Source organism: Rhizobium sp. CF080, from assembly GCF_000282095.2.
GTDB lineage: Bacteria > Pseudomonadota > Alphaproteobacteria > Rhizobiales > Rhizobiaceae > Neorhizobium.
Genome location: NZ_AKKC02000002.1, coordinates 737,366 through 761,076, shown reverse-complemented (window position 1 = coordinate 761,076; position 23,711 = coordinate 737,366). Strand labels below are relative to the sequence as shown.

The following is a 23,711-nucleotide window of genomic DNA, read 5'->3' as shown; positions in this document are numbered from 1 at the left end:
GCTCCCTATCAAGAACGTCGGATGACTTTGATAAAATTTGATTATCCGGCGCTTTTGTTCTTTGTTGCGAGATAATTCTTCAGGGGCCGCGCGTGCAAGAATTGACGTCTTCCGGCATTGGGAAACGACTGGTGACGAGAAAGCTGATCGCGGCATCGAGCCGGGATCGGTCATGCTTCGAAGGGAGCGATATCGAACATCTGGTCGTTTGCCTCGATGCCGACGGTCGTCCTCCGGCGACATTGCAGAATGCTTTTCCATTGGTCGCCGTCGCGTTCTCAGAAGAGGGCGAGGCAGATCTGCAGGAGCGTCTGGCGCTGCTTGGACCGCTGGGGACGGTTCCCGCGGTTCCCATACAGCGGCTTGATCCCGTCAATACGTCGGACAGTTTTTCGCTTCTGCGGGCGCTGACCGAGGGCGGCGTCGGCCGGCTTGCGCGGTACAGCGCCTCGATCACCTCGGAGCTTGCGATCCTGCGCCGGGAACGCGAAACGCTGCTGGAAAACTACCGGGCGCTCGAAGATGCGTTCCAGGCGCGAAACTGGGAGCCGGTTTCAGAGATTTTCTCCCACGATCCCTATGCCGATCCAAAGGACGAGGGGATCGGGCCGCTGCTTGCCGCCGCCTTTGTCGAGCAATTGCTGCCGATATCCAGCCTTGGCGTGGCAGGGTTCGCGCTTCACCTGCACTCGGTGCCTAGGATCACCGGAGAGCTTGTCGTCGCATTGAGTTACCTGGAGAGCGGTGAAGGAGTTGCGGAATGGACCGTACCCTATGCGCAACTCGTGCCGAACTGGAATTTCTTCTCGCTGCCCCGGGCCTGCGGAGGAGCTGCGCGTACGCTTCGGCTGCGGATCTCCGCGACCGGGCCGGAGACCGTCGGCCTTTCGCTCGGCTATCCGATCGCCGGCGAGCGCTATTCGGCGCGGTCGGAACTTCCGCATCCGGATCTCGACCTGCGCCCGCTGGCGTTCAAGGTGTTTACGGGACTGCCTGGAGTAAAGCCCGCCAGAACGCCCAACATGATTGCGCCGAGCAGCCTGCTCGAAGGCCAGTACACTGTCGATTATCGCCTGGCGGTCAGTACGTTGAGCCAGATCGCGGACGTTTCGGTCACGCCGATCGTCCCGGATTTCCAGACGGTGCGCTTCCTCGAGCATGAGCATGCTGTTGTCTGCCACCCGTTGTCGAGTGGCATATCGGCAGGCGCGGTCAGTCGCGCCGTCGAGCCGGGAACGATATCCTTTTCGGTGAGCGCCTTTATCGATCATCCGGAAGGCAAGCCCGCGGCGGTCAGCTTCCTGCTCGCACCGGCGAACTCGAATGCGCGTTCCGAAGTGGCCGAGATCGCGCGAAAGGGCACGGCCAGACCGTCGGCCTTCTTCAGCGGATGGCGCGAAGTCAGCTCCAGCGAGGTCGTCAACATCAACATCCAGCTGGATGAGCCGGTACGCAGCCCGATGGATCTGATGATCCTCAGCCGCGCAGTCACGGATTCGGTCGACTTCTCCTGGCTCAAAGTGTCCGGCTTCAGGATGGTCAAGCAATTTACGGAGGCAGCCGATGTCCGGTAACAGGGAGCTGACTGACCTGATCGCCGTGGCCATGCCTCTCTACGGTCACGCCGCACTGGCCCTGGAGGCGATCGAATCGGTTCTTGCCTCGAATCTCAGCGGCTGCCGGACCGTCATTGTCGTCTCGGTCGACGGTGATCCACGGCATGAGACGTTCGATCAGCTGCTGCTCTACGCCGCGGCCAATCCTTCCGTCCATGTGATATTCGGCCAGAACGCCGGCCCGGGCGGCGCGCGCAATCGCGCCATCGACTTCGTCCTGGAGCACTTTCCCGAGGCGAGGGCCGTCTATTTTCTCGATGCCGACAATCGCGTCCTTCCCGGCACCATCGAGACGCTTTACCGGCACCTCATCTCCAGTGGCTGCGGTTGGGTCTACACGAATATCGACACATTTTCGGTCAGCTGGCGCGCCCACTACGGCAACCGCTATTCACGACTGGTCCACTGCATCACCGACAACATCTGCGATACGGGATCGATGATCTCGATCGATGTCTTTCAGCAAGGCGTCCGCTTCAACGACGACAGGCAGAACGGCTTCGAGGATTGGGAATTCTGGCTGTCCTGCATCGAACACGGTTTCGTCGGAACTCCCTGCCATGACACGGTCTTCGAATACAGGCTGAGGGCGGAGAGCCGCTTCAAGGAGGCCAATCGAGACCGCGCCACGTCGGTCAGCTTCCTGCGCAAGCGCCACAGACCGCTGTTCCAGCGCCCGATGCTGGTGGATTTCGAGCATGAGGATTGCCCGCGCTACCTGTTTGCGCGAACGGAAGATACGGCGATCTCCTTCTTCACCGATCCGACCAAACCGCCGACGACACTTCGCCTCGACGACATCATCCCGGCGTTCTGGGGCAATATCGGCGAGCCGGACAATGAACATTTTCCGCCTTTCCTGGTCGCCGGAAGCGGCGCGGCGCTCGACCTTTTGCGGCGTTCGCGCATGCTGCCGAACGTGCTTGCCCATCTTGAGAGGCTGAGTGAGGCCAGCAACGTCGTCTTCGTCCAACTCGCCAATGATGCCGCCCAGCGCAAGATCGAGCCGGTCATTCATGGGCCGGGCGCACAAAAAATCGGCCCCGCCGATCTTGTTTTCCTTTCGACCAAGCTCGTTCAGGACGTGGTCCAGAACAATGCCGTGGAGTGGTTCGCCTCGATCGCAAGCCAGCAGGTATGGCCGACATCGGCCGTTCTGAAAGTGCGCTTCCCTTTTCCAAGAAGCCTCCCGCGCCGCTCTCTCATCACGCCTCAGCAGGTGATGATCAATTGCATCAACGCAATCGCCTCGAGCCCGCTCCGCGAGACGGCGGGCAGGCGGTGGACCTGGCGTCCCGCGCGGCTCGTGCCCTACACCGATCTCCACAAGGCGCTGCGTAAGGAAGTCGGCGGATCACCGGTCCTGCCGCTCGGGCATAACGAAGGCAAGCGGACCGTGGCGCTGCTCGTGCCGAACGCCTCGTTCGGCGGAGCCGAAAAGGTCGTCTATGCAGCCGCCCGGGAATTGAAGGCGGCGGGTTACGAAACCCATCTCTTTGTGCTCGGCACGTCCCGGATGGATGTGATCGACGAATTCGATTCCAGCTTCGACTACATTCACTTCTGGGAGGCGGGAATCCCCGCCTGGGGAGGGTCGGGCTCCTTCCTGGGGCAGGACTTCATCGACGAGGGGCATTCGGTCGACTGGGAGGCGCTGAAGGGACAGCTTTCCGGCTTCGACCTGGTCATCAACAACCATGTGATGGCCGTCCATCCCCTCATCGCGCGACTGCGCTCCGAAGGCACGCGCACGGCCTGCTATCTGCACGTCGTGGACAACACGGCCTTCAAGAGGCCTGCCGGCCAGCCCTTCGCAGCGATTGCCCACGAGCATTGCTACGACGCCTTCCTGACCTGCTCCGAACAGCTCAAGATCTATCTGCACAGCTACGGCATCCCCCACGAGAAAGTCTTCGCCGTTGCGAACGGAGCGAGCTTCTCGGTACCGCCCAAGGCCCTGGCGGAGGTTCTGACCGTCAGGCGGATCGAGCGCAAGGATGACCGCTTGCGGCTTCTTTACATGGGCCGGTTCGATCAGCAGAAGGGTATCGACCGGCTGGCGGCAACGCTCGCGGAACTGCGGGCTTCCAACGTCGCCTTCGAGGCCCGGGCCATCGGAGGGGAGATCCTCGCCGATTCCAGGGTCTCCTGGAGCGAACGGCTGAAGGACCTGGGCGTCGACGTGCGCCCGCCCGTCTTCGCGAGCAAGGATCTGATCAAGGCGCTGGGCTGGGCCGACGTTCTCGTCATGCCCTCGCGATGGGAGGGCGCGCCGCTGATGATCGCCGAGGCGCAGCAACTCGGCTGCGTGCCGATCGCGACCGCGGTCGGCGCGGTGGACGAGCTCATTTCCGACGGCGAGGACGGCATTCTCATCAATGCGCCTTCCGATCCCCAGGTGGTGAGGGAGATGGCGCGGATCATCGAAGAGGTCGCGCGCAATCGCGAGAGGCTCGCTCCGCTCATGGAGGGTTGCATCAGAACCGCCGCACGCCGGTCATGGGCTTCCTCTTTCTCGGATTTCATCGCGTGGAGCGATCGGTCCGTGAAGAATTCGTCACAGTCCCGCGCTGCGGTCTTTCGCGAGCAGGCGGCGGCAAATCCCGTGGTCGCGGCAATTGGCTGATTGCCGCGCCGCTTCTTTGAAACAGAAAGGTCTAGTCGAATGCGTCCGCGAATTCTCGTGACGGGTATTCCCGGTCACTACACCCGCCTTGCCAACGGCGCCCACGGCCTGTCCGTCTCCTATGCGGAGCGGCAGAAGCAGCCGGAAACGAAAGAGGAGTTTCTGCAGGAGCTGCGCAACATCAGCAATACCGGGAACTACCTGATCGGTGAGGGCGCCCTGCATGCGCTCGCGCCACATGCGAAGCAGGTTCCCTTCTGGCATCTCTACAATTTGAGCAAGAGCGGCAACGGGTTCGACGAGTTCAACGCCAATTTCGACATCTGCGTCTTCACCTGCGCGAACCTCTTGCGCAAGGGGCTTTCCGCGGACGCGGAGGCGGATGTCCTAAGCCGGCTCAACATGCCGATCGTCATGCTGGGCATCGGCCTGCAGAACCGCAAGGACCTCGAGAACAATCTTCCGGAGGGAACGAAGCGGCTTCTGGCCGTCCTGAAGGAGCGAGAGCACTATTTCCTGACACGCGGCTACGAGTCCGCCGGCTTCCTGAAGGACCAGGGCTTCTCCTTCGTGCGCCCGACCGGCTGCCCTTCCGTCTATTTCATGCCGGATAACATGCGCCGGTCGATGAGGAAGCTGTCGAGCGTCAAGATCGGCAAGGCGAAGACCATTTTTTCGGGCTATCTCGGTGGCAATCAGGATGCGATCCTGGATGCGAACGCGCTCGCCCCGCAGGATACCGTGCCGCCATACGTTGTGCAGGACGAGTTCCTTCACTTCGATATGAAGGTGGAGCCCAATGACGAGGGACGCGTCTATGATTCCGCGTCGGGCCGAATGATCGGCGATCTGACCTATCCCGGTACGGAACGGGAGAAGCAGCGGTTCGAGGTTCGCACCTTCTTCGACAACAACCAGTGGCGCGGCTGGGCTTCGTCGATGGACTTCAATTTCGGCCGTCGTTTCCACGGCTCGATCATCGCCATGCAAGCGGCCGTCCCGAGCCTGATGGTGGCGGTGGACGACCGCATGCGCGAGATGCTGGGCTTCACCGGCCTGCCGGCCGTCGACATCACCGAGGTCGACGAGGCGGCGAACCGCGCCGAGTTCGTTGCCGATCATCTGGCAGGGCTCAACACGAACGAACTTGTCGATCGGTATTCCGACCGCGAGCGCGCCTTCCGCACCACACTTCGTGAAATCGGCATCGGTCTATAGCGGCCTGCGGGCCATCACCCTTCGGTTCAGAGGACAGTCATGCGTATCTTGCTCACGGGCATTCCATCCTACTTGCAGCGGACGATTGCGGACGTCTCAGGCACGACCGTCATCCATCGGCCCTATTTCGACGAAACCAGGACCAGGAAGGACCTGATCTCGCAGGTCAGGAAGATCGCCAACACCGGCAATTATCTGATCGGCGAAGGAGCGGCTGAGAGCCTGCGCGGTCATGACGTCACCTATCTGCCGTTCTGGCATTTCGCCAACAATCGGGACTCGAACGAGCTTTACGAGCGCGTGAACCACGAGTTCGATTTGTGCGTCTTCGCCTCCGCCAACCTGCTGCGCCCCGGCTACTCCGCCGATCTCGAAGCGGAAATCTTCGCGAAGCTGAAGATGCCGGTCGTGGTGATGGGCATCGGCATCCAGCGCAAGGAAGGCCTCAAGGATCAGCTGCCGGCCGGCACGCTCAAGTTCCTGGAGGTTTTGAGGAACAAGGAGAGTTTCTTCCTCACGCGCGGCTACTTCACCGCCGAATTCCTCAGAGAGCAGGGGATGAAGTTCGTCAAGCCGACCGGCTGCCCGTCGCTCTACTTCTCGCCGAACGACATGAAGCGCTCGCTTTTGGCGCTTGCCAATCCGGGACTGGCGGAGGCCCAGAAGATCGCCTTCGGCGGCTATCTCGGCAGTGTTGCCGATACGATCGTCGATGCCCATGCGCTGCTCAAGCCCGACAGCGTGGCAAGCTATGTCGTGCAGGACGAAGTGGTTGCCTACAGCCTCTCCCTGACAGGCGACGACAATGACATCGTCTATGACCGGTCGAGCGGGCGCATCACGGGAGGGACGGAGTACAAGCATTCGGAGAAATGGCAGCGGAAATACGAGCTGCTGGTCTATTTCGATACGAACCAGTGGCGCGGGGCGATGTCGGCGCGCGATCTGTGCTTCGGCCGCCGCTTTCACGGCTGCATCATCGGTATGCAGGCCGGCACGCCTGCCCTCATGATCGCGGTCGACGACCGCATGCGGGAGATGCTGGAATTCATCGGCTTCCCCTATATCGAGGCAGCCACCTGGAACAGGGAGGCGGACAAGCGCGCCTATCTCGCCAACTTCCTCGGCAAGATCGACACGCAGGCCGTGATCGATCGTTATTCCGCTTGCGAGGCGAATTTCCGCAATGCTCTGGTGCAGATCGGACTTTGAACGGATGAGGGCGGTGGTGCAAACCCGCGCCTCCCTTGCCTGCGCGCTGGCAGCGTTCTGGGCCTTTGCCCCGGCGCTGCCGGCGGTCGCTGCCGATGTGCGCTCCGATCGCATCGGCATCAACCGCGTAAACCTGGCCTGGCTTTCCCGCGCCGATCAGCAGCGCGTCCTGAATGAAATCGCGGCAAGCGGCATCACCCATGTCCGGCTTTCGCTGTCGAGGCCGGTGGACAAGAGCATCGAAGCGCTCGAAATGGCGGACCGGCTGGGGCTGAAAATCCTCCTCGAGATCCAGCTCGGCAACGTGGATTATTATCCCGCGGGGGCGCCGCCTCGCACCGGTTTCGGCCGGATCTGGGATGTTCAGCGGCTTTCGGATCTCGATCTCGATCTCTACCGGGCGCGGTTGCGCTCGGCGCTTCGCCGCATTGACGGAATGGGCATCCGCATCGACGCCGTCGAGCCCGGAAATGAAATAAACTACAGCGCTTACAACGGCGACCTCGTCGTCTATGAGAAACCTGGGCCGCAGACGCCGCGCAACGTTTCGGAAGTCGCAAATCGCTCGGCCTTCGAACGCGGGCTCGATGCCTATGTCGGCGCCGTCCGCATCACCCGGGAAGAATTGCAGGCGACGGTCCATAGCCGCGACGCGCTTCTGATTTCGGCCGGACTTTCCGATGTCGGCACCGACGAGGCCGACCGCCGCGGCATGGAACGGCTCGAACCCGGCGAGTTCATTTCACTCCTGCGGAAGCGGGGGATCGATGCGCTGGTCGATGGCTACGGCATTCATGCCTACCCGGGGCGCAAGGATGACGCGGCGCTTGCACGCTATGTGACGAGGCTTCTCGACTTCTGCCGGCCTGAAGGAGAAGGCAAGCCGTGCTGGGTGACCGAATGGGGCATTGCCAACACCGCGCTTTCCTGCCCGGTCGACGATCGCGAGCGGGAAGGAGCCGTCCGTGCAGTGCGCCGCAGCTTCACGGAGCTGATGGAGAAGGGAAGGCTGGAAGCGGCCTTCTATTACGACTGGGACACCCAACCGGTCTATAGCGTCTGGCGTTGCGGCGCCTTGAGCCCGGCCGGCGTTGCGGCCACGGAAGCGGGAAACGGTGACGGGAAGTAGGCGAATACACAACCGTTCGTATTCCGCATCGCTGTAAAGGTTAAGGTGCCGCCTTCCGGAAGCGGCTCCGGTCTCCAGACTGCAAAGCACGATTATTCGCGGCAGACCCTAAAGTCTCTGGTTCAAGAGAACCGCTCCCGGAAGAGGGGTGAGCCAGCTTCTTCCTCCGCGAGGGCGGCGCGGTTGGCAGCCTCGCGGAGTGCCTGAAAGTCGGCCTGGTCCCCGACCCTGGTGCCGCCAAGCCGCACCGTCACCGATATCTGGCGCTCCTGTCCGGCTGTGAACGTGGTCTCCTGGACCCGCGCGCGGATGCGCTCGCACATGTTGCTGGCATTTTCCGTTGTTGTGCCGGGCAAATAGATGCCGAGTTCGTCGGAGGCAAGGCGGGCGACGAGATCTCCATAGCGCACGGTGGAATGGACGATCTGGACAATCGATTGAAGCAGCGTATCGGCCCATTGCGGACCATAGCTGCGACCGATCTCATCGAAATTACCGACCCTGAGAACGAGCATGACGCCATCCGGGTCTTCCGCGTTGTTTGCGCGCCTACGGTCTATCGCCCGCTCGACCGAGTTCGCGAATTCGCTGGCGCGCAATGTACCCGTGAGGGGATCATGACGGAGCGCGTGCTGAAGTTCTTTTTGGGCATCACGAAGCGCTTCGTTGCGCAGACAGATTGCCAGTTGAAACCGGAATGTGACAGCAGCCGATATCAACGCCACGGCGGTCAATTCCACCCAAAATGGACGTTCGGGAACAAGCAGGCCCAATAGCCAGACGACGACGGTCGCTCCAGTCGCAGAGGCAAGGGCACGGAGCGTTGCTACCTTGATATGCGGGGAGATTATGGCCTGGCGACAACGAAATTGCAGAGTCATCGGTTAACGTAGCTTTTGCAGTGGTCACACTCTTTAGGCGCTTCGGTGAAATACCAGGTGAATAAATCTGACGGCATTTTAGCGGTGGGCCAAGAATTGATCGTCACGCCAACCAGATCACGGCCTGTGAGGCCCAGGCGCACGCTCAAACCTTCCGGCCGAAGCATCCCGAGTTTGCCGGCCAGATCATAATAATGGGCCGTTCGCAGGTGGTTGGAGGCCGACAGCCCCGGCATCCATACCAGCCGCGCACCCATGCCGAGCCCAACGGCAACCGCTCTGGGTTCAGCCTGCCCGGTACATTGTTGAGCGGCACAGCGGTATCCTATTTCAACGGTTGAAACAGATGCCTTGCCGCAATGGTCGTGGCCGGGGTTTTGTTTATGATCCGTTGTCGACCGGGATAAGGAGCAAAAGAGCCACCCGGATTGAGGGAGGAGAAAAGATGCGCAATATACTGGCATCCATAGGTATCGCGTTGCTTGCGTTCACGGGCGTGGCTGCGACAAGCAGTGCCGGCCTGGCGGCGGAATGGCCAAAAGACAAGCCGATCACCCTGGTTCACGCCTTCGCGGCCGGCAGCGATTATCTGGCGCGCCTCGTTGCGGCGGCACTTGAAAAGGGCATCGGCCAAACTGTGATTGTCGAAAACAAGCCGGGCGCGGGCGGCGCCATCGGCACCGGATACGTGGCGCGCCAGAAGCCGGACGGCTACACGCTGGTGACCGCTTATCCCGGCCCTGCCGCGAATTTTACCAATACGATGCCGGGCCTGCCCTACAAGCCGGTGCAGGATTTCGAGCACATCATCCAGTTTTCCGTCGGCGACATGGTGCTGGTCGCCCGCAAGGACTTTCCGGCACAAAACCTCGGCGAACTGATCGCCTACGCCAAGGCCAATCCCTCGCAGGTGAGCGCCGGCAACAACGGCATCGGCTCCTATGGCCACATGATCGAGACCGCGATCATGGACATGGCCGGCATCGACATCAAGCTTGTCAGCTACAAGGGCAGCCCGCCGATCGTGACCGACATGCTGTCGGCCAGCGTCGACCTGTCGGTGGACTATCTCGGGGACGCCTATATCAAGCACATCGAAGCCGGCAACCTGAAGCCGCTCGCCGTGATCTCGGCCAAGCGGGCGAAAATCCTGCCGAATGTTCCGACGCTGAGGGAACAGGGCCTCGACCTCGTTGCGGTCCCGTGGGGCGGCATCATGGCTCCGAAAGGCACGCCTCCGGCGATCGTCAAGAAGATCAATGACGTGCTCACCGCCTATCTGAAATCCGAGGATGCGATTTCGAAGTTCGCCGTGGCGGGTCAGATCGCAGCACCCACCACGCCCGAGGAGTTCCACAAGATCGTCGTCGACGAGGAGGCGCTGTGGCGCAACATCATCGCCAAATATAACATCCGGAGCGAATAGGCCACGGTCACTTCGAGGGAGCGGTCAGGCAGCCGGCCGCTCGGCAAATGCCCGATCTCGACGATGCGCTGACACTGAGGATGGCTCTGCATGACTGACCCGGATCATGAACCGCCGCTCGTGGATGCGCACTTTCACATCTACACCACCGATCTGCCGCTGGCGCCGAATGCCTGGCACACGCCGCCGGAAGATGCGGGCGTGGGCCGGCTGATCGGACTGCTCGACCGGCATGGCATCGCACTCGGCGTCGTTGCCGCCGCCAGCCTGCACGGGGAATATAATGACCATGTTCGGGACGCGTTGCGCCGCCACCGCCGCCTGCGGGCGACTGCCATCGTCTCCCCGTCGATCAGCGTCTACGAACTGGAGCGGATGCGCGATGACGGTTTTGTCGGCATCCGGCTGATGTGGCGGACGCTCGACCAGGCGCCGGATATCACCTCGCCGGACTATCGCCGCCTGCTGCGGCGGGTCGCCGATCTCGGCTGGCATGTCCACCTGATCGAACGCGCGGATCGCCTGCCGGCGATGATGAAGGAGATTGCCGCATCGGGTGCCCGCATGGTGATCGATCACATGGGAATGCCCGATTCTGCCAAGGGGCTGGACGATCCCGGATTTCGCCTGGTTCTCGATGCGCTGGAGTGCGGCAATACCTGGGTCAAGCTCTCGGCGGGGTACCGGTTCAAGCCGCCGTCGCTCGCGACCGATTTTGCGTATGAACTGCTGCGGCGCACGGGCGGAGAGCGGCTGGTATGGGCCAGCGACTGGCCGTTCGCCGCCTTTGAAGGCCGCGTCACCTACGGGCAAACCGTAGCTGCCCTGTCGGAATGGGTGCCTGACCCGGCCATGCGGCGACGCATTGGCGGACGCAACGCCCTCGAACTCTACTTCATGTAATGTCTGGGAACGAACATGGTCGAACTCGCTGAACTCGCGCTCAAGGCGGATATCCTGGCTCTCGTCACCGAATACTGGAACGATGTCGACACCAATTGGGGCGCCCGTGCGCATACGATGTTCACCGAGGATGGCGTGTTCGGATCGGGCGAGTCCGCCTATACAGGCCGGCAGCAGATCAAGGCATTCTACGACTGGCGCGTCAGCCGGGGCGACCGGGTCGCGCGCCATCTCGTCAACAATCCGATCGTCACGATTGATGGGCCGGACCGGGCGACGATCAGATACATCATGACCATCTATGCGGTTGACGGCGTGCCCGTCTTGTCCGTGAGGGCGCCGAACAGCATTTCGGACGTCGTCGAAGTGCTGGTGCGGGATCCGCAGGGAAACTGGAAGATCCGGTCGAAGACCTTTACCGCCCTGTTCAAGGGCGAAGAGCCGACCACCACGATGCCCGCCCATCTGCGCGAGGGCTTGTTCCCGGCGGATAGGACCTAATTCCCGCACGAGACCGATTTGAAATGCCGCTGAGGAGGAAAACCGCATGACCACCGAAATGGGACAGTCCCGACCGCGATCGTTTAGCCGACGAAATGTCACCTTCGCGGCAATCTTCGTATGTTTCAGCGTGGCGACCGGCATCTATGCATACCGCACGCTCAAGATCGGTACCGCGGCCGAAATGGGATCCGGGTTCTTTCCCGTCATGCTGTCGATCGTGCTGGCTTTGCTGGCTCTGGCCGTTGCCTTCACGCCGCTTTCCTCGGGCGCCCAGCCGCTTCGGTTCGCTTCGATCAAGTCGTCCATACTGGTCATGGGCGCTCCCCTCGTCTTCGGATTGACGATCCAGTCGCTCGGCCTGGTGATCGCGGTCGCGCTGACGATCTTCCTTTCAAGCTTTGCCAGCCGGTTTGCCACGCTGCGTCAATCTCTCCTTCTCGCCGCCGGCTTCACCATCTTCTGCGTCGCGGTGTTCCACTTCCTCCTGAACCTGCCGATCCCCCTCTGGGGCGATCTGATCATTGGTTAGAAACACGCCATGGATATCTTTGCCAATCTTGCTGTCGGCTTCGGGGCGGTTCTCGAACCTTCCAACCTTCTGTTCTGCTTCATCGGTTGCCTGCTCGGCACCGCGGTCGGTGTGCTGCCGGGCATCGGGCCGCTCGGCACCATCGCCATCCTGTTGCCGGTGACGTTCGGCTTTCCGCCGGAAGCCTCGATGATCATGCTGGCAGGCATCTATTACGGCGCCCAGTATGGCGGGTCGACGACGGCGATCCTGATCAATCTGCCGGGCGAGGCGACTTCCGCGGTCACCGCGATCGACGGTTACCAGATGGCGCGCCAGGGAAGGGCAGGCGTCGCATTGGCGATAGCAGCACTCGGGTCCTTTTTTGCGGGCTGCTTCGCGACGCTCGTCATTGCCCTGTTTGCCGTGCCGCTGACATCGCTGGCTCTCAAATTCGGCCCGTCGGATTATTTTGCCCTGATGGTGCTCGGTGTCGTGGCCTCGATTGCCTTGGCGCATGGCTCGGTGCTGAAAGGCCTGGTCATGATCGTGCTTGGCCTGCTGCTCGGCTGCGTGGGAACGGATGTCTATACCGGTAGCATGCGCCTCACTCTGGGTACGCTGGATCTCGCCGATGGCATTCCGATCATCGCCTTTGGTTCCGGCGTTTATGCGATCGCCGAAATCCTGCGTGGTCTCGAGGATGAACGGGAGCAGGAGCGCGATGTGCTGACCACCCGGGTGACCGGTCTGATGCCGTCCTGGGCCGATATCAAGGAATCGGCCGGCCCGATCCTGCGCGGCACGGGGCTGGGCTCGATTCTCGGCATCCTGCCGGGCGGCGGCGCTATGCTCTCGTCGTTCACGTCCTACGCGCTGGAGAAAAAGCTGTCACGCCATCCTGAACGCTTCGGCCATGGCGCCCTGGCCGGTGTCGCCGGCCCGGAATCGGCCAACAATGCCGGCGCCCAGAGCTCGTTCATTCCGATGCTGACGCTCGGTATTCCGTCGAACCCCATCATGGCTTTGATGATCGGCGCGCTGATGCTGCAGGGCGTGGCGCCCGGTCCCAATCTCGTCAACGAGCGGCCCGTCCTGTTCTGGGGTGTGATCGTCTCGATGTGGATCGGCAACCTGATGCTGGTGATCCTCAACCTGCCGCTCGTCGGGCTTTGGGTGAAGCTGCTGTCCGTCCGCAATCACTTCCTGTTCCCCGCCATCATCGGGTTCTCGGCGATCGGAGTGTACAGCGTCGGCAACAACCCGTTCGATCTGGTTGTCATGGCGGTTTTCGGCGTGGTCGGTTACGGCCTGACGAAGCTCGACTGCGAACCTGCGCCGCTGCTGCTGGGCTTTGTTCTCGGACCGATGCTGGAAGAATATCTGCGGCGTGCCATGCTGCTGGCGAACGGCAATCCTCTCACCTTCTTCCAGCGGCCGATTACGGCGGGCCTGCTGATCGTGGCGGCGGTGACGCTGTTCGCCGTGCTGTTTCCGGCGATCCGCAACAGCCGCAAGGTGGTGTTCGCCGAAGAGGATTGAGGTCTGTCAAACCGCTCGCAGGTCCACGCACCGCGCCTGCGGAGTTGCCGCCTAATCTGTTTCATCTCTTGAAATGAACGGCCGGCGGAGGTGGACCGCCGGCGGTCCGCCGTTTTATCTCGTCGGGACCGGCAATTCATCCCGGCACCGCCACGCGGCCCCCAATCACTCCAAAGTCCACAGGTGAGGCTTGCAACCCGCATTCATTGTCCATTTTTGCCGGCCGCGGCCATGAGGGTTGCCAAGCCACCGCGCTATAACCCCCTCCTGGCACTCAGGGACCTCCACTATCGCCGCTTTGCCATCGGCAGCATCATCTCCGTTCTCGGCATGTGGATGCAGAAGATCGGTGTCGCCTGGCTGGCCTGGGAGCTCAGCAGATCGCCATTCTGGCTGGGGCTGATCGCGGCCGCCGACATGCTGCCGTCGATCTTCCTCAGCAGCTTTGCCGGCTCGCTTGCGGATGCGCACGACAAGATCAAGGTGCTGCGCTGGGCCCAGTCGGTCGCCATCGTGCAGTCGCTGGTGCTCGCCGTGCTGTCATGGGCGGGGTTGACAACTGTCGAAGTGCTGTTTGCACTGACCATTGTACTCGGGATCTCGAGCAGTCTTGAACAGCCGGCGCGGCTGTCGCTGATCCGGGAGATCGTTCCGCCCGACTATCTTCATGCCGCGGTGGCGTTGAATGCGCTGAGCTTCAATCTGGCCCGCTTCGTCGGTCCGGTCCTCGCCGGCATCCTGATCAGTGAGATCAATGTCGGCATCACCTTCGCCGTCAGCGGCCTGGCGATCGCCTGTTTTTCCTACACTCTGGCGGTCATCCGGGTGCAAAGAGGCATGGGTCGCCCCGCCGGCACGGTGCCCGGATCAGGGACCGTCGACGGTTTCCGCTATGTGCTGGGCCATAAAGGCGTGCTCGCCACGCTGGGGCTGATGGGGTTTTCGGGCATCAGCGTCGGCGGGATATTGCAGATGTTGCCGGCCGTGTCCGATGCCTTGTTCGCAAGGGGCATAGACGGCTTCGTCGCGCTGATGGCCGCTTCCGCCCTGGGTTCGATCGTCTCCGGAACGGTGACGTTGCTGCGGCCATCCGACAGCCGCGGCGCGCTCGGCATCGCCGTCGCGGCACTTTGCGCCACCGCGTCCCTTGCGGCGCTGGCGCTGGCGCCCGGCTTTCATTTCGCCCTGGTCGCGATCTTCTGCATGTCCTTTGCCAACATGTATGCGGGCATTGCCGGTCAGGCCCTGCTGCAGCTGGAAAGCGAACCCGGCAAGCTCGGCCGGGTGATGGGGATCTACAGCATGATCATCCGCGGCAGCCCGGCAGTCGGCAGCTTCCTGATCGGCGCCGCGGCCACTTTCGTGGGCATGGTCGTTCCCATTATCGGCGTGGCCGCTTTGGCTGCATGTTATGCCGGCATCATCGCCCTGGCGTTCCGCCGGCCCAGGTGATCCCGGTCGTCGCATTTCATCTGTTGAAATACGCCACCGAAAGTGCTGGCATAGTCGGGGGCACGCAACTACCCTTTTGATCGGACATTGGTAGCCAAACCGATGCGGAAGAATTCTGGGAGGAGTTCTGAATGTTCGAAAGCGAGTTGAGGGAGAGACCGGCCAAATCTCCGCAGCTACCGAAATACAACGATCTTCACTGCAGGGCGAATTCATTGCGTGGCAGCATCGACGAACACAAGCCGTCCTACGCCCCGGTTGAATCCGCGCGCCGGGTCCTGGTGCTGCTGCAGGCGTTGAATGCGCAGCGCATCGCCACCATCGGCTCGCTGCATCAGGTGACGGGACTGTCCAAGCCGACGATCGTCAGGATGCTCGAAACCCTGATCAGCGAAGGTTATGTGGTCCGTGACAATTTCGTCGGCGGCTACAGTGTGACTTCGAAGGTCGTTTCGCTGGCCTCGGGCTTCAGCGGCGCGCCGCTGCTGATCGAGGCGGCACGGTCGCGGGCGGTGGCGCTGACCAACGATATCAAGTGGCCCGTGAGTCTCGGAACGCTGCGCGACGGCCATATCCTGGTCAGTTTCACAACAGCGCCGATCAGCCCCTGGGCCTACCCCTTTCCCGTTCTGCACCGGTTCCTCGATCTGGAGCTGACGGCGATGGGGCAATGTTACCTCGCTTTCTGCGAGGACGAGGAGCGCGCCCTGCTTCTCAACGCGGTTGCCCAGCAGCGTCGCGAACAGGGCAAGCCGATCGACGTTGCCCGCACGCTGCGCGACCTGCGGGTGACCCGCAAGCGCGGTTATGCCCGGGTCGGGGGACCGCGCCGCGTCTTCGAGTTCGTTGCGGTCCCGATCTTCGACCAGCAGCGCTGCTCGGCCTGCATGGGGGTCGGTTATTACCGCACGGCGGTTTCGGCCGATCGCATTCTGGAAAGCGTGGTTCAGCCCATGCTGGAAGCCGCATCCGCCATTGAGGTGGATATGCGCAGCCTGCACGGCACCACGTACTAAGGCGCCACCCAATTCTCGATACCCGCTGGATGTCGCGCGACAACGCGCGGCCCGGCTTTGCCATGGCGATCACGCCGTCAAACCCGATGAGGACCCCAATGAAGCGCAAGGTGATACTGACATGTGCCGTCACGGGCGGCAGCGCGCTGTCCAAGAACAGCCAATACGTTCCGATTACTCCGCAAGCTATCGCGGATGAAGCGATCAAGGCGGCAAGGGCCGGCGCGGCCTCCGTGCATATCCACGTGCGCGATCCGCAGACCGGGGCGCCCTCCATGCAGTTCGAACTTTATGACGAGGTGATGCAACGCATCCGCCGCTCGGGCAGCGACGTCATCATCAATCTGACGGCGGGACCCGGAGCCGGCTATGCACCGCCGTTGGACGAGACCGCTGCACCACCCATCCGTTCGCCGGGCGTCCGTACCGACCACGTCTCGCGCCTGCGCCCGGACATCTGCACGCTGGACGTGGCCACGATGAATTTCGGCGACCGGGCCATCGTCAACACGCCGCCGCATCTGATTGCCATGGCGCAGGCGATCCGCGCCGCCGGCGTGAAGCCGGAACTCGAAGTCTTCGATATCGGCCATGTCGGCGTCGCGGTGCGGCTGCTCGAGGCAGGCCATCTGCCCAAGCCGCCGTTCTTCCAGTTCTGCCTCGGCATTCCGGGCGGTGCGCCGGCAACCACGGAGGCGATGCTGCTGATGCGCTCGCTCGTTCCGCCGGGCACGATCTGGTCCGCCTTCGGTATCTCCCGTTTCCAGATGGCCATGGTCGCCCAGTCGGTCATCCTCGGCGGGCATTGCCGCGTCGGGCTGGAAGACAATCTCTACCTGGAACAGGGTGTGCTGGCCGAGGGCAATACGCCCCTGGTTCAGCGCGCGGTCGAAATCATCAGAGCGCTCGGAGCCGAGCCGGCGACACCGTCCGAAGCCCGCGAGATCCTGTCGCTCGAAGCGGCGAGGGCGGCGGCCTGATGACGAGCGACACGAATCTGCTGCCTGAAGACGTCTTCGATCCCGCCGGGGCCGGTTGGACCCGGCGCCGGTCCAACCCCTTCTTCGATCTGATCGGGCCGTTCTGGCAGAAGCAGGAGGAGGACGGCCAGTTCATCTTCGCGATGCACTGCACACCGAACACGCTCAACAATTCCGGCAACATGCATGGCGGCGCCCTCACTGCCTTCTGCGATCAGGCGCTGGGCGGCACGCTCATCGAAACCCTGTCGCGTGCCGAAGGCCAGGTGGGGCCGGTGCGATCGGTCACCGTCCAGCTCAACGTCCAGTTTCTGGCAGCGGTAAAGCCGTTCGATTTTTTGGTCGGCCGTTGCCGCGTGACCCGCCGCACGCGAACGCTGGTGTTCGTGGATGGGCTCGTGGAAGTGGGGGGCGAAGCTGTGGCGTCGCTGCAGTCCGTGTTCAAGCTGGTCAAGCCGGCGGCCTGACGAGCGATCGTTCGTTTTGTTTTTCACGCGCTGAAATGGCCGGACGCCGGCACTCCCCCGCAACCGGCAAACGCCGCAGAGTGACGACAACAAGATGACGACAGGGAGAGAAATAATGCCGCCAACGGAGTTCACGGCCCGGTTCAAGGCACGCCAGCAATTGCTCGGCGCTTTCGTCAAGACGCCTACCAGCCATGCCTCGGAAATTTTGGGTGGAGCCGGTTTCGACTTCGTCGTCATCGATGAGGAACACGCACCCATCGATCGTTCCGCGACCGATCAGATCCTTCTCGGGTGCCGGGCGAATGGCATTGCCGGCCTCGTCCGAGTGCCATCGTCGATGCCTGCCAGTATCCAGTCGGTACTGGATTGCGGCGCCAATGGCGTGCTGGTTCCGCATGTGGCCTCGGCGGAGACCGCCCGTGCCGTGGTTGCTGCAAGCCGGTATCGCGGCGGCATACGCGGCTTTTCCAATTCGCCGCGGGCCGGTGCTTTTGGCGCAACCGGCATGTGGGAGCATATCGAGACGCAGGATCGCGACATTGCGGTGCTGGCGATGATCGAGGATCGGGAAGCCATCGATGTCATCGAAGATATTGTGGGCGTCGACGGCCTCGACGGGATTTTCATCGGCCGCGGCGATCTGACGGTGTCTCTCGGCGCCCGGTCTGCCAGCGAGCCGGTGGTCAAGGATGCGGTCGCACGGATCATGGCGGCCGCCCGCAACGTCGGCAAACCCGTGTGCGTCATGGTCGGCTCGGTGGGCGAAATCGAGCCGTTCCGCGCCGAAGGAGCAAGCGCGTTCATCGTGTCCTCCGACCAGGGCATTTTGCGCACCAGCGCCTCCCGGATCCGCACCGAGTTCCACGCCGCCGCAAACTGAATTCATCACGTCAGGGATTGAAAATGTACGCACCCAACGACCCACGCGCGAGCCTCAACACCGCCGCTGCGCCAAGCACCGTGCCGACGGCATTCAAAGGTGGCGAATATGCGCGCTTCTACGACGCGCCGCCGCAGGACGTCACGGATGGCAGCACGACCTACTACGCGCGGGGACAAAACCTCGTGGTGGCGCACACGACCGGCAAGGCCGGCCTGGTGCTCTCCCGTGTCAATCAGCTCGATGAATACGTCGTTCTCCTCCCCAATCCCGATACGCCGGTCGAGGTTCGTTGGAATGGGCACAGCATCTCGGTTGATGGTTTTTGTCTCGTGGTTGTGCCGGCTGGCGATAGCGAAGTGCATCTGAAGGGCGACGGCGAAGTGATCCGGCTGGTGACCACGCGCGCCACCGATTTCGTCGCCAAATGCTCCAACGCGGGCTCGTATCTCAGTCCCGACCCGAACGTGCCGCCGTTCAAAGCCTGGCCCGATCCGGTCGATGGGCCGAAGCTGCGCCACTACAGCCTGGATGTCGCCGCCGAACCCGGGCGGTTCGGACGCATTTTCCGCTGCTCGACCATCATGGTGAACTACCTGCCCGGCAGCGGCCCGCGCGACATCACCAAGATGTCTCCGCATTTTCACGAGGATTTCGAGCAGTATTCGCTCTGTGTCGAAGGCTCCTACATCCATTACCTGCGTTGGCCCTGGATCAGCGACATGAACGCCTGGCGACCGGACGATGCCGAACTCTGCGCAGCACCCTCCGTCGCCGTCATCCCGCCGCCTGCCATCCACACATCCCGGTCCATGGACCCAGTGAAGAACGTGCTGGTCGACATCTTCAGCCCGCCCCGCGCCGATTTTTCGGCCAAGCCCGGCTGGGTGCTGAATGCGGCCGAATATCCGGCGCCCGGCGCCACCACACCGTGAAACCGATCATCAGCCCTTCTGGGAGTGCCTGCCCGTGACCCAATCCACTACCGCCGCGACCGACCGAGACGCCGAAGTCGCCGACCTCCTAGTCGGCGCCGTCGACCTGCATTGCCACAGCGGCCCCGCGGTCTTTCCCCGCCTGCTGAACCATTATGAAGCCATGGTGGAAGCGTCCGAGGCGGGTTTTTCCGCTCTTGTCTACAAGGACCACTTCTACCCGGGCATGGCTCATGCCCTGCTGCTCGAAACGCTTTATCCCGACCGGGGTACTCGTCTCTATTCGGGCGTCGCGCTCAACAATGCCAGCGGCGGCATCAATCCCCATGCCGTCGATCACGCGGTGAAGCTCGGCGGCAAGATTGTCTGGATGCCGACATTCGCGGCTCAGAACCATATCGACAAGAGCGCCGACGAGACCAAGAACTATCCGAAAAGCGCCAATCCGATGCTGCTGCCCATTCCCCTGACCGTCCTGGACGAGAACGGAAAGCTGACGAAGGAAACCAACGAGGTCCTCGATGTCATCGCGGCCGGCGACATCATCCTGGCCGGCGGGCACCTCTCGTCCCACGAACTAAAAGTGCTGTTTCCCGAGGCGAAGCGGCGTGGCGTCAAGAAGATGCTGGTCAATCATCCCACCTATGTCATCGGCTGCACGGACGACGACATTCGCGAACTGGCCCGGCTCGGCGTCTATATGGAGCACTCGATCTGCATGTTCATTCCGAACCAGCGTGGTCCATCCAAATGGGATGCGTCGGAGCTGCGCCGCCTGGTGGAGGTGGCCGGCGTCGACATGACCATATTCGGCTCCGACCTCGGCCTCGTGAAAATGCCGCGCCCCGTCGAAGGCTACCGGGCGATTGTCAACGACCTCCTCGAGTTGCAGATGCCGAAGTCCGAGATCCGCAAGCTGGTATCCTCCAATGCGGCGGGCCTGCTCTAGGGGCGTGAGAAAGATGCAGGCCGCAGGGGGGGCTGCCTGCAAACATGGGTCAGAAGCTTCGGCGGGATCGTCGGAGTCGAGGATAATCGACGGAAATCTGGTTACCCGGTTGAATTTCTGGTTGCCTAGAGATGCGCGGCGCTTCAAGCATAGGCGTATCAGACGCCGCGAAATTGGACCCATGACCGACAGAAATTACTATTCGAAACTCGGCGGTTTGCCGCCGCAGACCGAACTCCTTTCCAGCAAGGCCGTTTTCACGACATCCTATGCGGTCATCCCCCGAACCGTCATGTCCGATATCGTTGCCAGCCTGCTTCCCCATTGGGAGGGAACGCGGGCATGGATCATCTCCCGTCCGATGACAGGGTTCTCGGAAACGTTCTCGCAATACATCATGGAAGTCCAGCCAGGTGGCGGAAGCGACCGGCCGGAGCCGAACCCGCGCGCCGAAGCTGCAATCTTCGTCGTCGAGGGCGAGATGTCGATCGAGTTTGCCGGAAGCGATCACGCGCTGAGAGCAGGCTCCTTTGCCTTCATCCCGGCCGGATCGCCATGGAAGCTGCGCAATCGAGGCACGGCACCGGTGAAGTTCCATTGGGTGCGCAAGGCTTTCCAGGCGGTCGAGGGGCTGGAAGCTCCGCCGGCGGTCTTCACCCATGAAGACGAGCATCCGATTTCGTGGATGCCGGACACGGGTGATCGGTGGGGAACCACCCGGTTCGTCGATACGTCCGACGTCCGCTACGACATGCATCTCAACATCGTCACGTTGGAGCCGGGCGCGACCATTCCCTTCATGGAAACGCATGTCATGGAGCACGGCCTCTACGTGCTCGAAGGCAAGGCGGTCTATCGGCTCAATCAGGATTGGGTCGAGGTGGAAGCCGGCGACTACATGTGGCTGCGCGCCTTCTGCCCGCAGGCATGCTACGCCGGTGGCACCGGCCGTTTCCGTTACCTGCTTTACAAGGACGTCAACCGCCACACCGAACTCTGGTAGGCGTCGGTTCGCGGCGTTCTGATCGTCGGGACGCCGCCCTCACCCGAGCTCGAGCGTGGTGATCCCGAATACGCCCGACATCTGCACCGCTGGTGCCGGACCGCGATACATTCGTGCCGTGGTGAAACCCTTCGCAAAGCGATGCGCTTCGAGATAGGCGCAGAATTCCGTCTGCGCAGCCGGAACGTCGATATGCAGGGTTTCGCCACTGATCTCCGCGGCACAGGCGCTCAGCAGCCTCTGTGCGTCGGCGTCAGTCTGCGCAAACAATGGACCGATCTTGTAGCCGTCATGGCATCGGCGGCAGACCGCATAGCCGCCGATATTTCCGTCGCGAACGATGGCCTTGGCGGAACGCGGAGGCCTCAGCCATTCGCGGAGAAAGGTACCGCGCTCCGCAGGAAAGAAGCTCCGGTCATAGCCCACAATGCCAGGCACGAGATCGTCGGTGATCGCAACCACATCGATATCCGATTCCCCGTCGAGGGTCCCGCTCCAGCGAAACGTCTCGTAGAGCTGTTCGAACCCGATGCTGCGATAATTCGCCTGCTGTTCCGGCACGCCGTCGAGGCCGATCGTCCGGCCGTCGAGATGCGCCATGCCGGCATCCCAGACCTTTCTGCCATAGCCCTTTCCCCGGAAATCCGGATGGGCGATGTAAAGGCCGATGAAGCCGAAATCCGTTCCATAGCGGATCGCGGAAATGCCGGCCGCCATTTCACCATCCACGAAACAGCCGATGAAACCATCACCGTCCGCAGCATGAAGGGCCGCTGCATCCGCAAGGCCCGGATTCCAGCCTTCGATCCGCGCCCAGTCCACGAGTTGTTCGACCTCCGAAGAGGCGAGTGCGCGAATGACAGGCTGAGTCGTCATGAGGCGATGAGCTTCCCAGGGGCGAAACCTTCGAGCAGGCCTTTATAGGGCTTGGAGACCGGCGAAGCATAGGCGCCTCGCTTGGCCGTCGACAAGCCCAATGTCACCAGCGCTTCGGCCTGTTTCACTGCCGCCGCGACCCCGTCCACGACAGGCACGCCGAATTCCACCCGCAGTTCGGCCGTGAGATCCGCCATGCCGGCACAGCCGAGCACGATCGCCTCGGCCTTGTCGTCGCGTAGCGCCGTCGCGATCTCGCTGCGCAGCCGGTCGCGGGCGTTGGAATTCGGGTCTTCGAGGGAGAGGACGGGGATGTCTGCGGCCCGCACCTTGCACCGTCCGGCCATCCCGTAGCGATGGACAAGATGTTCGAGCGGCAGGCGCGAGCGTTCCATGGTCGTCACGATCGTGAAACGCTGAGCGATGAAGGCGGTCGAAGCGAGCGCCGCCTCGCAGATGCCGATTACGGGAATGTTGGCCAGCGCGCGCGCCGCATCGAGGCCAGTATCGTCGAAACAGGCAATGATCGCCGCATCGGCGCCGGCCTTCTCGCCCCTGGCGATCTCGATCAGCAGGCCGGGCACGGCGAAGGCCTCGTCATAATAGCCCTCGATCGAGACCGGCCCCATGGAGGAGGTGACCGCAACGATCTCGGTGTTCGGATTGGCGACACGCATGGCGGAATCGGCGATCGTCGCCGTCATGCTGGCGGTGGTATTCGGGTTTACGACGAGAATGCGCATTCTGTTCACGACCGCAGGCGGCGGCGATTGAGCTGGACGATCAGGCCGAGCGTGCCGGCGATGACGAGGAAGGAGAAAACCGTGGTCACCGTGCCGAGCGCATAGAGCACCGGCGTCGTGACATTGGTGGTCATGCCATAGATTTCGAGCGGCAGCGTGTTGAACGTACCCGCGGTCATCAACGTGCGCGCGAATTCGTCATAGGACAGCGTGAAGCCGAACAGGCCGACACCCACAAGGCTCGGCGCGATCATCGGCAGCACGACATGGGCGAAGGTCTGCCAGGACGAGGCGCCGAGATCGCGCGCGGCTTCCTCGTAGGCCGGCGAAAAACGGTTGAACACGGCAAACATGATCAGCACGCCGAAGGGCAGCGTCCAGGTGAGATGGGCGCCGAAGGCGGACGTATACCAGGACGGCTGGAAACCGAGCTGCTGGAAGACGACGCCGATACCGAGGGAGATGATGATCGACGGTACGACGAGACTGGCGACCGCGAGATAGAACAGCGCGGTCGAGCCGATAAAGCGGCGGCGGAAGGAAAGTCCTGCCAGGAGCGAGACCACGACGGTGACGATCATCACCATGATGCCGAGCATGGCGGAACGGCGGAACGATCCGCCGAAATCGCCGACCGCTTGGGTCTCGAACAGGTTGGCGAACCAGCGCAGCGACACCCCGTTCAGCGGGAAGGTCAGGCCGCCGTTCGGCCCCTGAAAGGAAAGAATCAGGATTGCCGAGAGCGGGCCGTAAAGGAACAGCACGAAGATGACGAAGAAGATGGCGAGAAGGTAGAATTCGCGGCCGCGCTTGTCGCTGTGCATCTCAAAACTCTCCCTTTT

General features: G+C 62.3%; 23 protein-coding genes. 18 read left to right on the top strand and 5 right to left on the bottom strand.

Annotated features, from left to right (window positions below):
• The first annotated feature begins 92 nt into the window (after positions 1-92).
• From PMI07_RS04945 to PMI07_RS04925, 5 genes are read left to right on the top strand one after another with little or no spacing between them, the layout of a single operon-like run.
• Positions 93-1,574 (top strand): DUF6212 domain-containing protein, encoded by a 1,482-nt coding sequence (locus PMI07_RS04945; protein ID WP_007771194.1) that lies wholly within the window; start codon positions 93-95, stop codon positions 1,572-1,574.
• Positions 1,564-4,242, top strand: coding sequence for a glycosyltransferase (locus PMI07_RS04940; RefSeq protein WP_007771195.1), 2,679 nt, complete (start codon positions 1,564-1,566; stop codon positions 4,240-4,242). Before PMI07_RS04945 ends, PMI07_RS04940 begins: the two co-directional genes overlap by 11 nt.
• A 39-nt stretch (positions 4,243-4,281) precedes the next feature.
• Positions 4,282-5,460: a polysaccharide pyruvyl transferase family protein gene (locus PMI07_RS04935; protein ID WP_007771197.1), complete on the top strand. Its 1,179-nt coding sequence runs from the start codon at positions 4,282-4,284 to the stop codon at positions 5,458-5,460.
• Positions 5,461-5,499: 39 nt separating this feature from the next.
• A complete protein-coding gene (locus PMI07_RS04930; protein WP_007771201.1) occupies positions 5,500-6,672 on the top strand; it encodes a polysaccharide pyruvyl transferase family protein in 1,173 nt (390 codons plus the stop codon).
• Between the two features lie 4 nt (positions 6,673-6,676).
• Positions 6,677-7,801 carry a hypothetical protein gene (locus PMI07_RS04925; protein ID WP_024163572.1) on the top strand — a complete coding sequence of 375 codons (1,125 nt, stop codon included), beginning with the start codon at positions 6,677-6,679 and terminating at the stop codon, positions 7,799-7,801.
• A gap of 122 nt (positions 7,802-7,923) precedes the next feature.
• On the opposite strand, the gene PMI07_RS04920 is transcribed toward PMI07_RS04925, so the two are convergent.
• Together PMI07_RS04920 and PMI07_RS36030 are read right to left on the bottom strand one after the other, a co-directional pair.
• Positions 7,924-8,541, bottom strand: a complete 618-nt coding sequence (locus tag PMI07_RS04920) for a GGDEF domain-containing protein (RefSeq protein ID WP_245277086.1) — start codon at positions 8,539-8,541, stop codon at positions 7,924-7,926.
• A gap of 137 nt (positions 8,542-8,678) precedes the next feature.
• Positions 8,679-9,146 (bottom strand): DUF6282 family protein, encoded by a 468-nt coding sequence (locus PMI07_RS36030; RefSeq protein WP_348626227.1) that lies wholly within the window; start codon positions 9,144-9,146, stop codon positions 8,679-8,681.
• Between PMI07_RS36030 and PMI07_RS04915 the strand changes: the two genes are divergently transcribed.
• From PMI07_RS04915 to PMI07_RS04855, 13 genes are all read left to right on the top strand, one after another.
• A complete protein-coding gene (locus tag PMI07_RS04915; RefSeq protein ID WP_007770705.1) occupies positions 9,128-10,108 on the top strand; it encodes a tripartite tricarboxylate transporter substrate binding protein in 981 nt (326 codons plus the stop codon). The two genes, PMI07_RS36030 and PMI07_RS04915, sit on opposite strands and share 19 nt — an antisense overlap.
• A gap of 90 nt (positions 10,109-10,198) precedes the next feature.
• The gene (locus PMI07_RS04910; protein ID WP_024163571.1) at positions 10,199-11,011 is read left to right on the top strand and encodes an amidohydrolase family protein; all 813 of its coding nucleotides are present in this window, start codon (positions 10,199-10,201) and stop codon (positions 11,009-11,011) included.
• A 15-nt stretch (positions 11,012-11,026) separates the two neighbouring features.
• The gene (locus PMI07_RS04905; protein ID WP_007773039.1) at positions 11,027-11,512 is read left to right on the top strand and encodes a nuclear transport factor 2 family protein; all 486 of its coding nucleotides are present in this window, start codon (positions 11,027-11,029) and stop codon (positions 11,510-11,512) included.
• A gap of 46 nt (positions 11,513-11,558) precedes the next feature.
• Positions 11,559-12,044 (top strand): tripartite tricarboxylate transporter TctB family protein, encoded by a 486-nt coding sequence (locus PMI07_RS04900; RefSeq protein WP_007773041.1) that lies wholly within the window; start codon positions 11,559-11,561, stop codon positions 12,042-12,044.
• Between the two features lie 9 nt (positions 12,045-12,053).
• Positions 12,054-13,565 (top strand): tripartite tricarboxylate transporter permease, encoded by a 1,512-nt coding sequence (locus tag PMI07_RS04895; RefSeq protein WP_007773045.1) that lies wholly within the window; start codon positions 12,054-12,056, stop codon positions 13,563-13,565.
• A gap of 231 nt (positions 13,566-13,796) precedes the next feature.
• A complete protein-coding gene (locus PMI07_RS04890) occupies positions 13,797-15,017 on the top strand; it encodes an MFS transporter (protein WP_007770256.1) in 1,221 nt (406 codons plus the stop codon).
• A 215-nt stretch (positions 15,018-15,232) separates the two neighbouring features.
• Positions 15,233-16,033: a helix-turn-helix domain-containing protein gene (locus PMI07_RS33470; RefSeq protein WP_197032460.1), complete on the top strand. Its 801-nt coding sequence runs from the start codon at positions 15,233-15,235 to the stop codon at positions 16,031-16,033.
• Between the two features lie 29 nt (positions 16,034-16,062).
• Complete coding sequence (locus tag PMI07_RS04880) at positions 16,063-17,013, top strand: 3-keto-5-aminohexanoate cleavage protein (RefSeq protein ID WP_348626226.1); 951 nt, start codon at positions 16,063-16,065, stop codon at positions 17,011-17,013.
• Complete coding sequence (locus PMI07_RS04875; protein ID WP_007770560.1) at positions 17,013-17,480, top strand: PaaI family thioesterase; 468 nt, start codon at positions 17,013-17,015, stop codon at positions 17,478-17,480. The genes PMI07_RS04880 and PMI07_RS04875 overlap by 1 nt, the downstream gene beginning before the upstream one ends.
• A gap of 115 nt (positions 17,481-17,595) precedes the next feature.
• Entirely contained in the window at positions 17,596-18,363 is a 768-nt protein-coding gene (locus tag PMI07_RS04870) for an aldolase/citrate lyase family protein (protein WP_024163569.1), read from the top strand.
• A gap of 23 nt (positions 18,364-18,386) precedes the next feature.
• Positions 18,387-19,298: a hypothetical protein gene (locus PMI07_RS04865; RefSeq protein WP_007767896.1), complete on the top strand. Its 912-nt coding sequence runs from the start codon at positions 18,387-18,389 to the stop codon at positions 19,296-19,298.
• A gap of 34 nt (positions 19,299-19,332) precedes the next feature.
• Entirely contained in the window at positions 19,333-20,247 is a 915-nt protein-coding gene (locus PMI07_RS04860) for a DUF6282 family protein (RefSeq protein WP_007767897.1), read from the top strand.
• Between the two features lie 181 nt (positions 20,248-20,428).
• On the top strand, positions 20,429-21,250 hold the full coding sequence (locus tag PMI07_RS04855) for a bifunctional allantoicase/(S)-ureidoglycine aminohydrolase (protein ID WP_007767898.1): 822 nt from the start codon (positions 20,429-20,431) through the stop codon (positions 21,248-21,250).
• 39 nt (positions 21,251-21,289) lie between these two features.
• Here PMI07_RS04855 and PMI07_RS04850 read toward each other — a convergent pair whose 3' ends face one another.
• From PMI07_RS04850 to PMI07_RS04840, 3 genes are read right to left on the bottom strand one after another with little or no spacing between them, the layout of a single operon-like run.
• Complete coding sequence (locus PMI07_RS04850) at positions 21,290-22,126, bottom strand: GNAT family N-acetyltransferase (protein ID WP_024163568.1); 837 nt, start codon at positions 22,124-22,126, stop codon at positions 21,290-21,292.
• Entirely contained in the window at positions 22,123-22,869 is a 747-nt protein-coding gene (locus tag PMI07_RS04845) for an aspartate/glutamate racemase family protein (protein WP_007766397.1), read from the bottom strand. The genes PMI07_RS04850 and PMI07_RS04845 overlap by 4 nt, the downstream gene beginning before the upstream one ends.
• Positions 22,870-22,874: 5 nt before the next feature.
• A complete protein-coding gene (locus tag PMI07_RS04840; RefSeq protein WP_024163567.1) occupies positions 22,875-23,693 on the bottom strand; it encodes an ABC transporter permease in 819 nt (272 codons plus the stop codon).
• Between the last annotated feature and the right edge of the window lie 18 nt (positions 23,694-23,711).

Bases quoted from the DNA above. Each gene is read 5' to 3' on its own strand.
- PMI07_RS04940 (WP_007771195.1), top strand. From the start codon at position 1,564: ATGTCCGGTAACAGGGAGCTGACTGACCTGATCGCCGTGGCCATGCCT.
- PMI07_RS04935 (WP_007771197.1), top strand. From the start codon at position 4,282: ATGCGTCCGCGAATTCTCGTGACGGGTATTCCCGGTCACTACACCCGC.
- PMI07_RS04930 (WP_007771201.1), top strand. From the start codon at position 5,500: ATGCGTATCTTGCTCACGGGCATTCCATCCTACTTGCAGCGGACGATT.
- PMI07_RS04925 (WP_024163572.1), top strand. From the start codon at position 6,677: ATGAGGGCGGTGGTGCAAACCCGCGCCTCCCTTGCCTGCGCGCTGGCA.
- PMI07_RS04915 (WP_007770705.1), top strand. From the start codon at position 9,128: ATGCGCAATATACTGGCATCCATAGGTATCGCGTTGCTTGCGTTCACG.
- PMI07_RS36030 (WP_348626227.1), bottom strand. From the start codon at position 9,146: ATGCCAGTATATTGCGCATCTTTTCTCCTCCCTCAATCCGGGTGGCTC.
- PMI07_RS04910 (WP_024163571.1), top strand. From the start codon at position 10,199: ATGACTGACCCGGATCATGAACCGCCGCTCGTGGATGCGCACTTTCAC.
- PMI07_RS04905 (WP_007773039.1), top strand. From the start codon at position 11,027: ATGGTCGAACTCGCTGAACTCGCGCTCAAGGCGGATATCCTGGCTCTC.
- PMI07_RS04900 (WP_007773041.1), top strand. From the start codon at position 11,559: ATGACCACCGAAATGGGACAGTCCCGACCGCGATCGTTTAGCCGACGA.
- PMI07_RS04895 (WP_007773045.1), top strand. From the start codon at position 12,054: ATGGATATCTTTGCCAATCTTGCTGTCGGCTTCGGGGCGGTTCTCGAA.
- PMI07_RS04890 (WP_007770256.1), top strand. From the start codon at position 13,797: ATGAGGGTTGCCAAGCCACCGCGCTATAACCCCCTCCTGGCACTCAGG.
- PMI07_RS04880 (WP_348626226.1), top strand. From the start codon at position 16,063: ATGTCGCGCGACAACGCGCGGCCCGGCTTTGCCATGGCGATCACGCCG.
- PMI07_RS04875 (WP_007770560.1), top strand. From the start codon at position 17,013: ATGACGAGCGACACGAATCTGCTGCCTGAAGACGTCTTCGATCCCGCC.
- PMI07_RS04870 (WP_024163569.1), top strand. From the start codon at position 17,596: ATGCCGCCAACGGAGTTCACGGCCCGGTTCAAGGCACGCCAGCAATTG.
- PMI07_RS04865 (WP_007767896.1), top strand. From the start codon at position 18,387: ATGTACGCACCCAACGACCCACGCGCGAGCCTCAACACCGCCGCTGCG.
- PMI07_RS04855 (WP_007767898.1), top strand. From the start codon at position 20,429: ATGACCGACAGAAATTACTATTCGAAACTCGGCGGTTTGCCGCCGCAG.
- PMI07_RS04850 (WP_024163568.1), bottom strand. From the start codon at position 22,126: ATGACGACTCAGCCTGTCATTCGCGCACTCGCCTCTTCGGAGGTCGAA.
- PMI07_RS04845 (WP_007766397.1), bottom strand. From the start codon at position 22,869: ATGCGCATTCTCGTCGTAAACCCGAATACCACCGCCAGCATGACGGCG.
- PMI07_RS04840 (WP_024163567.1), bottom strand. From the start codon at position 23,693: ATGCACAGCGACAAGCGCGGCCGCGAATTCTACCTTCTCGCCATCTTC.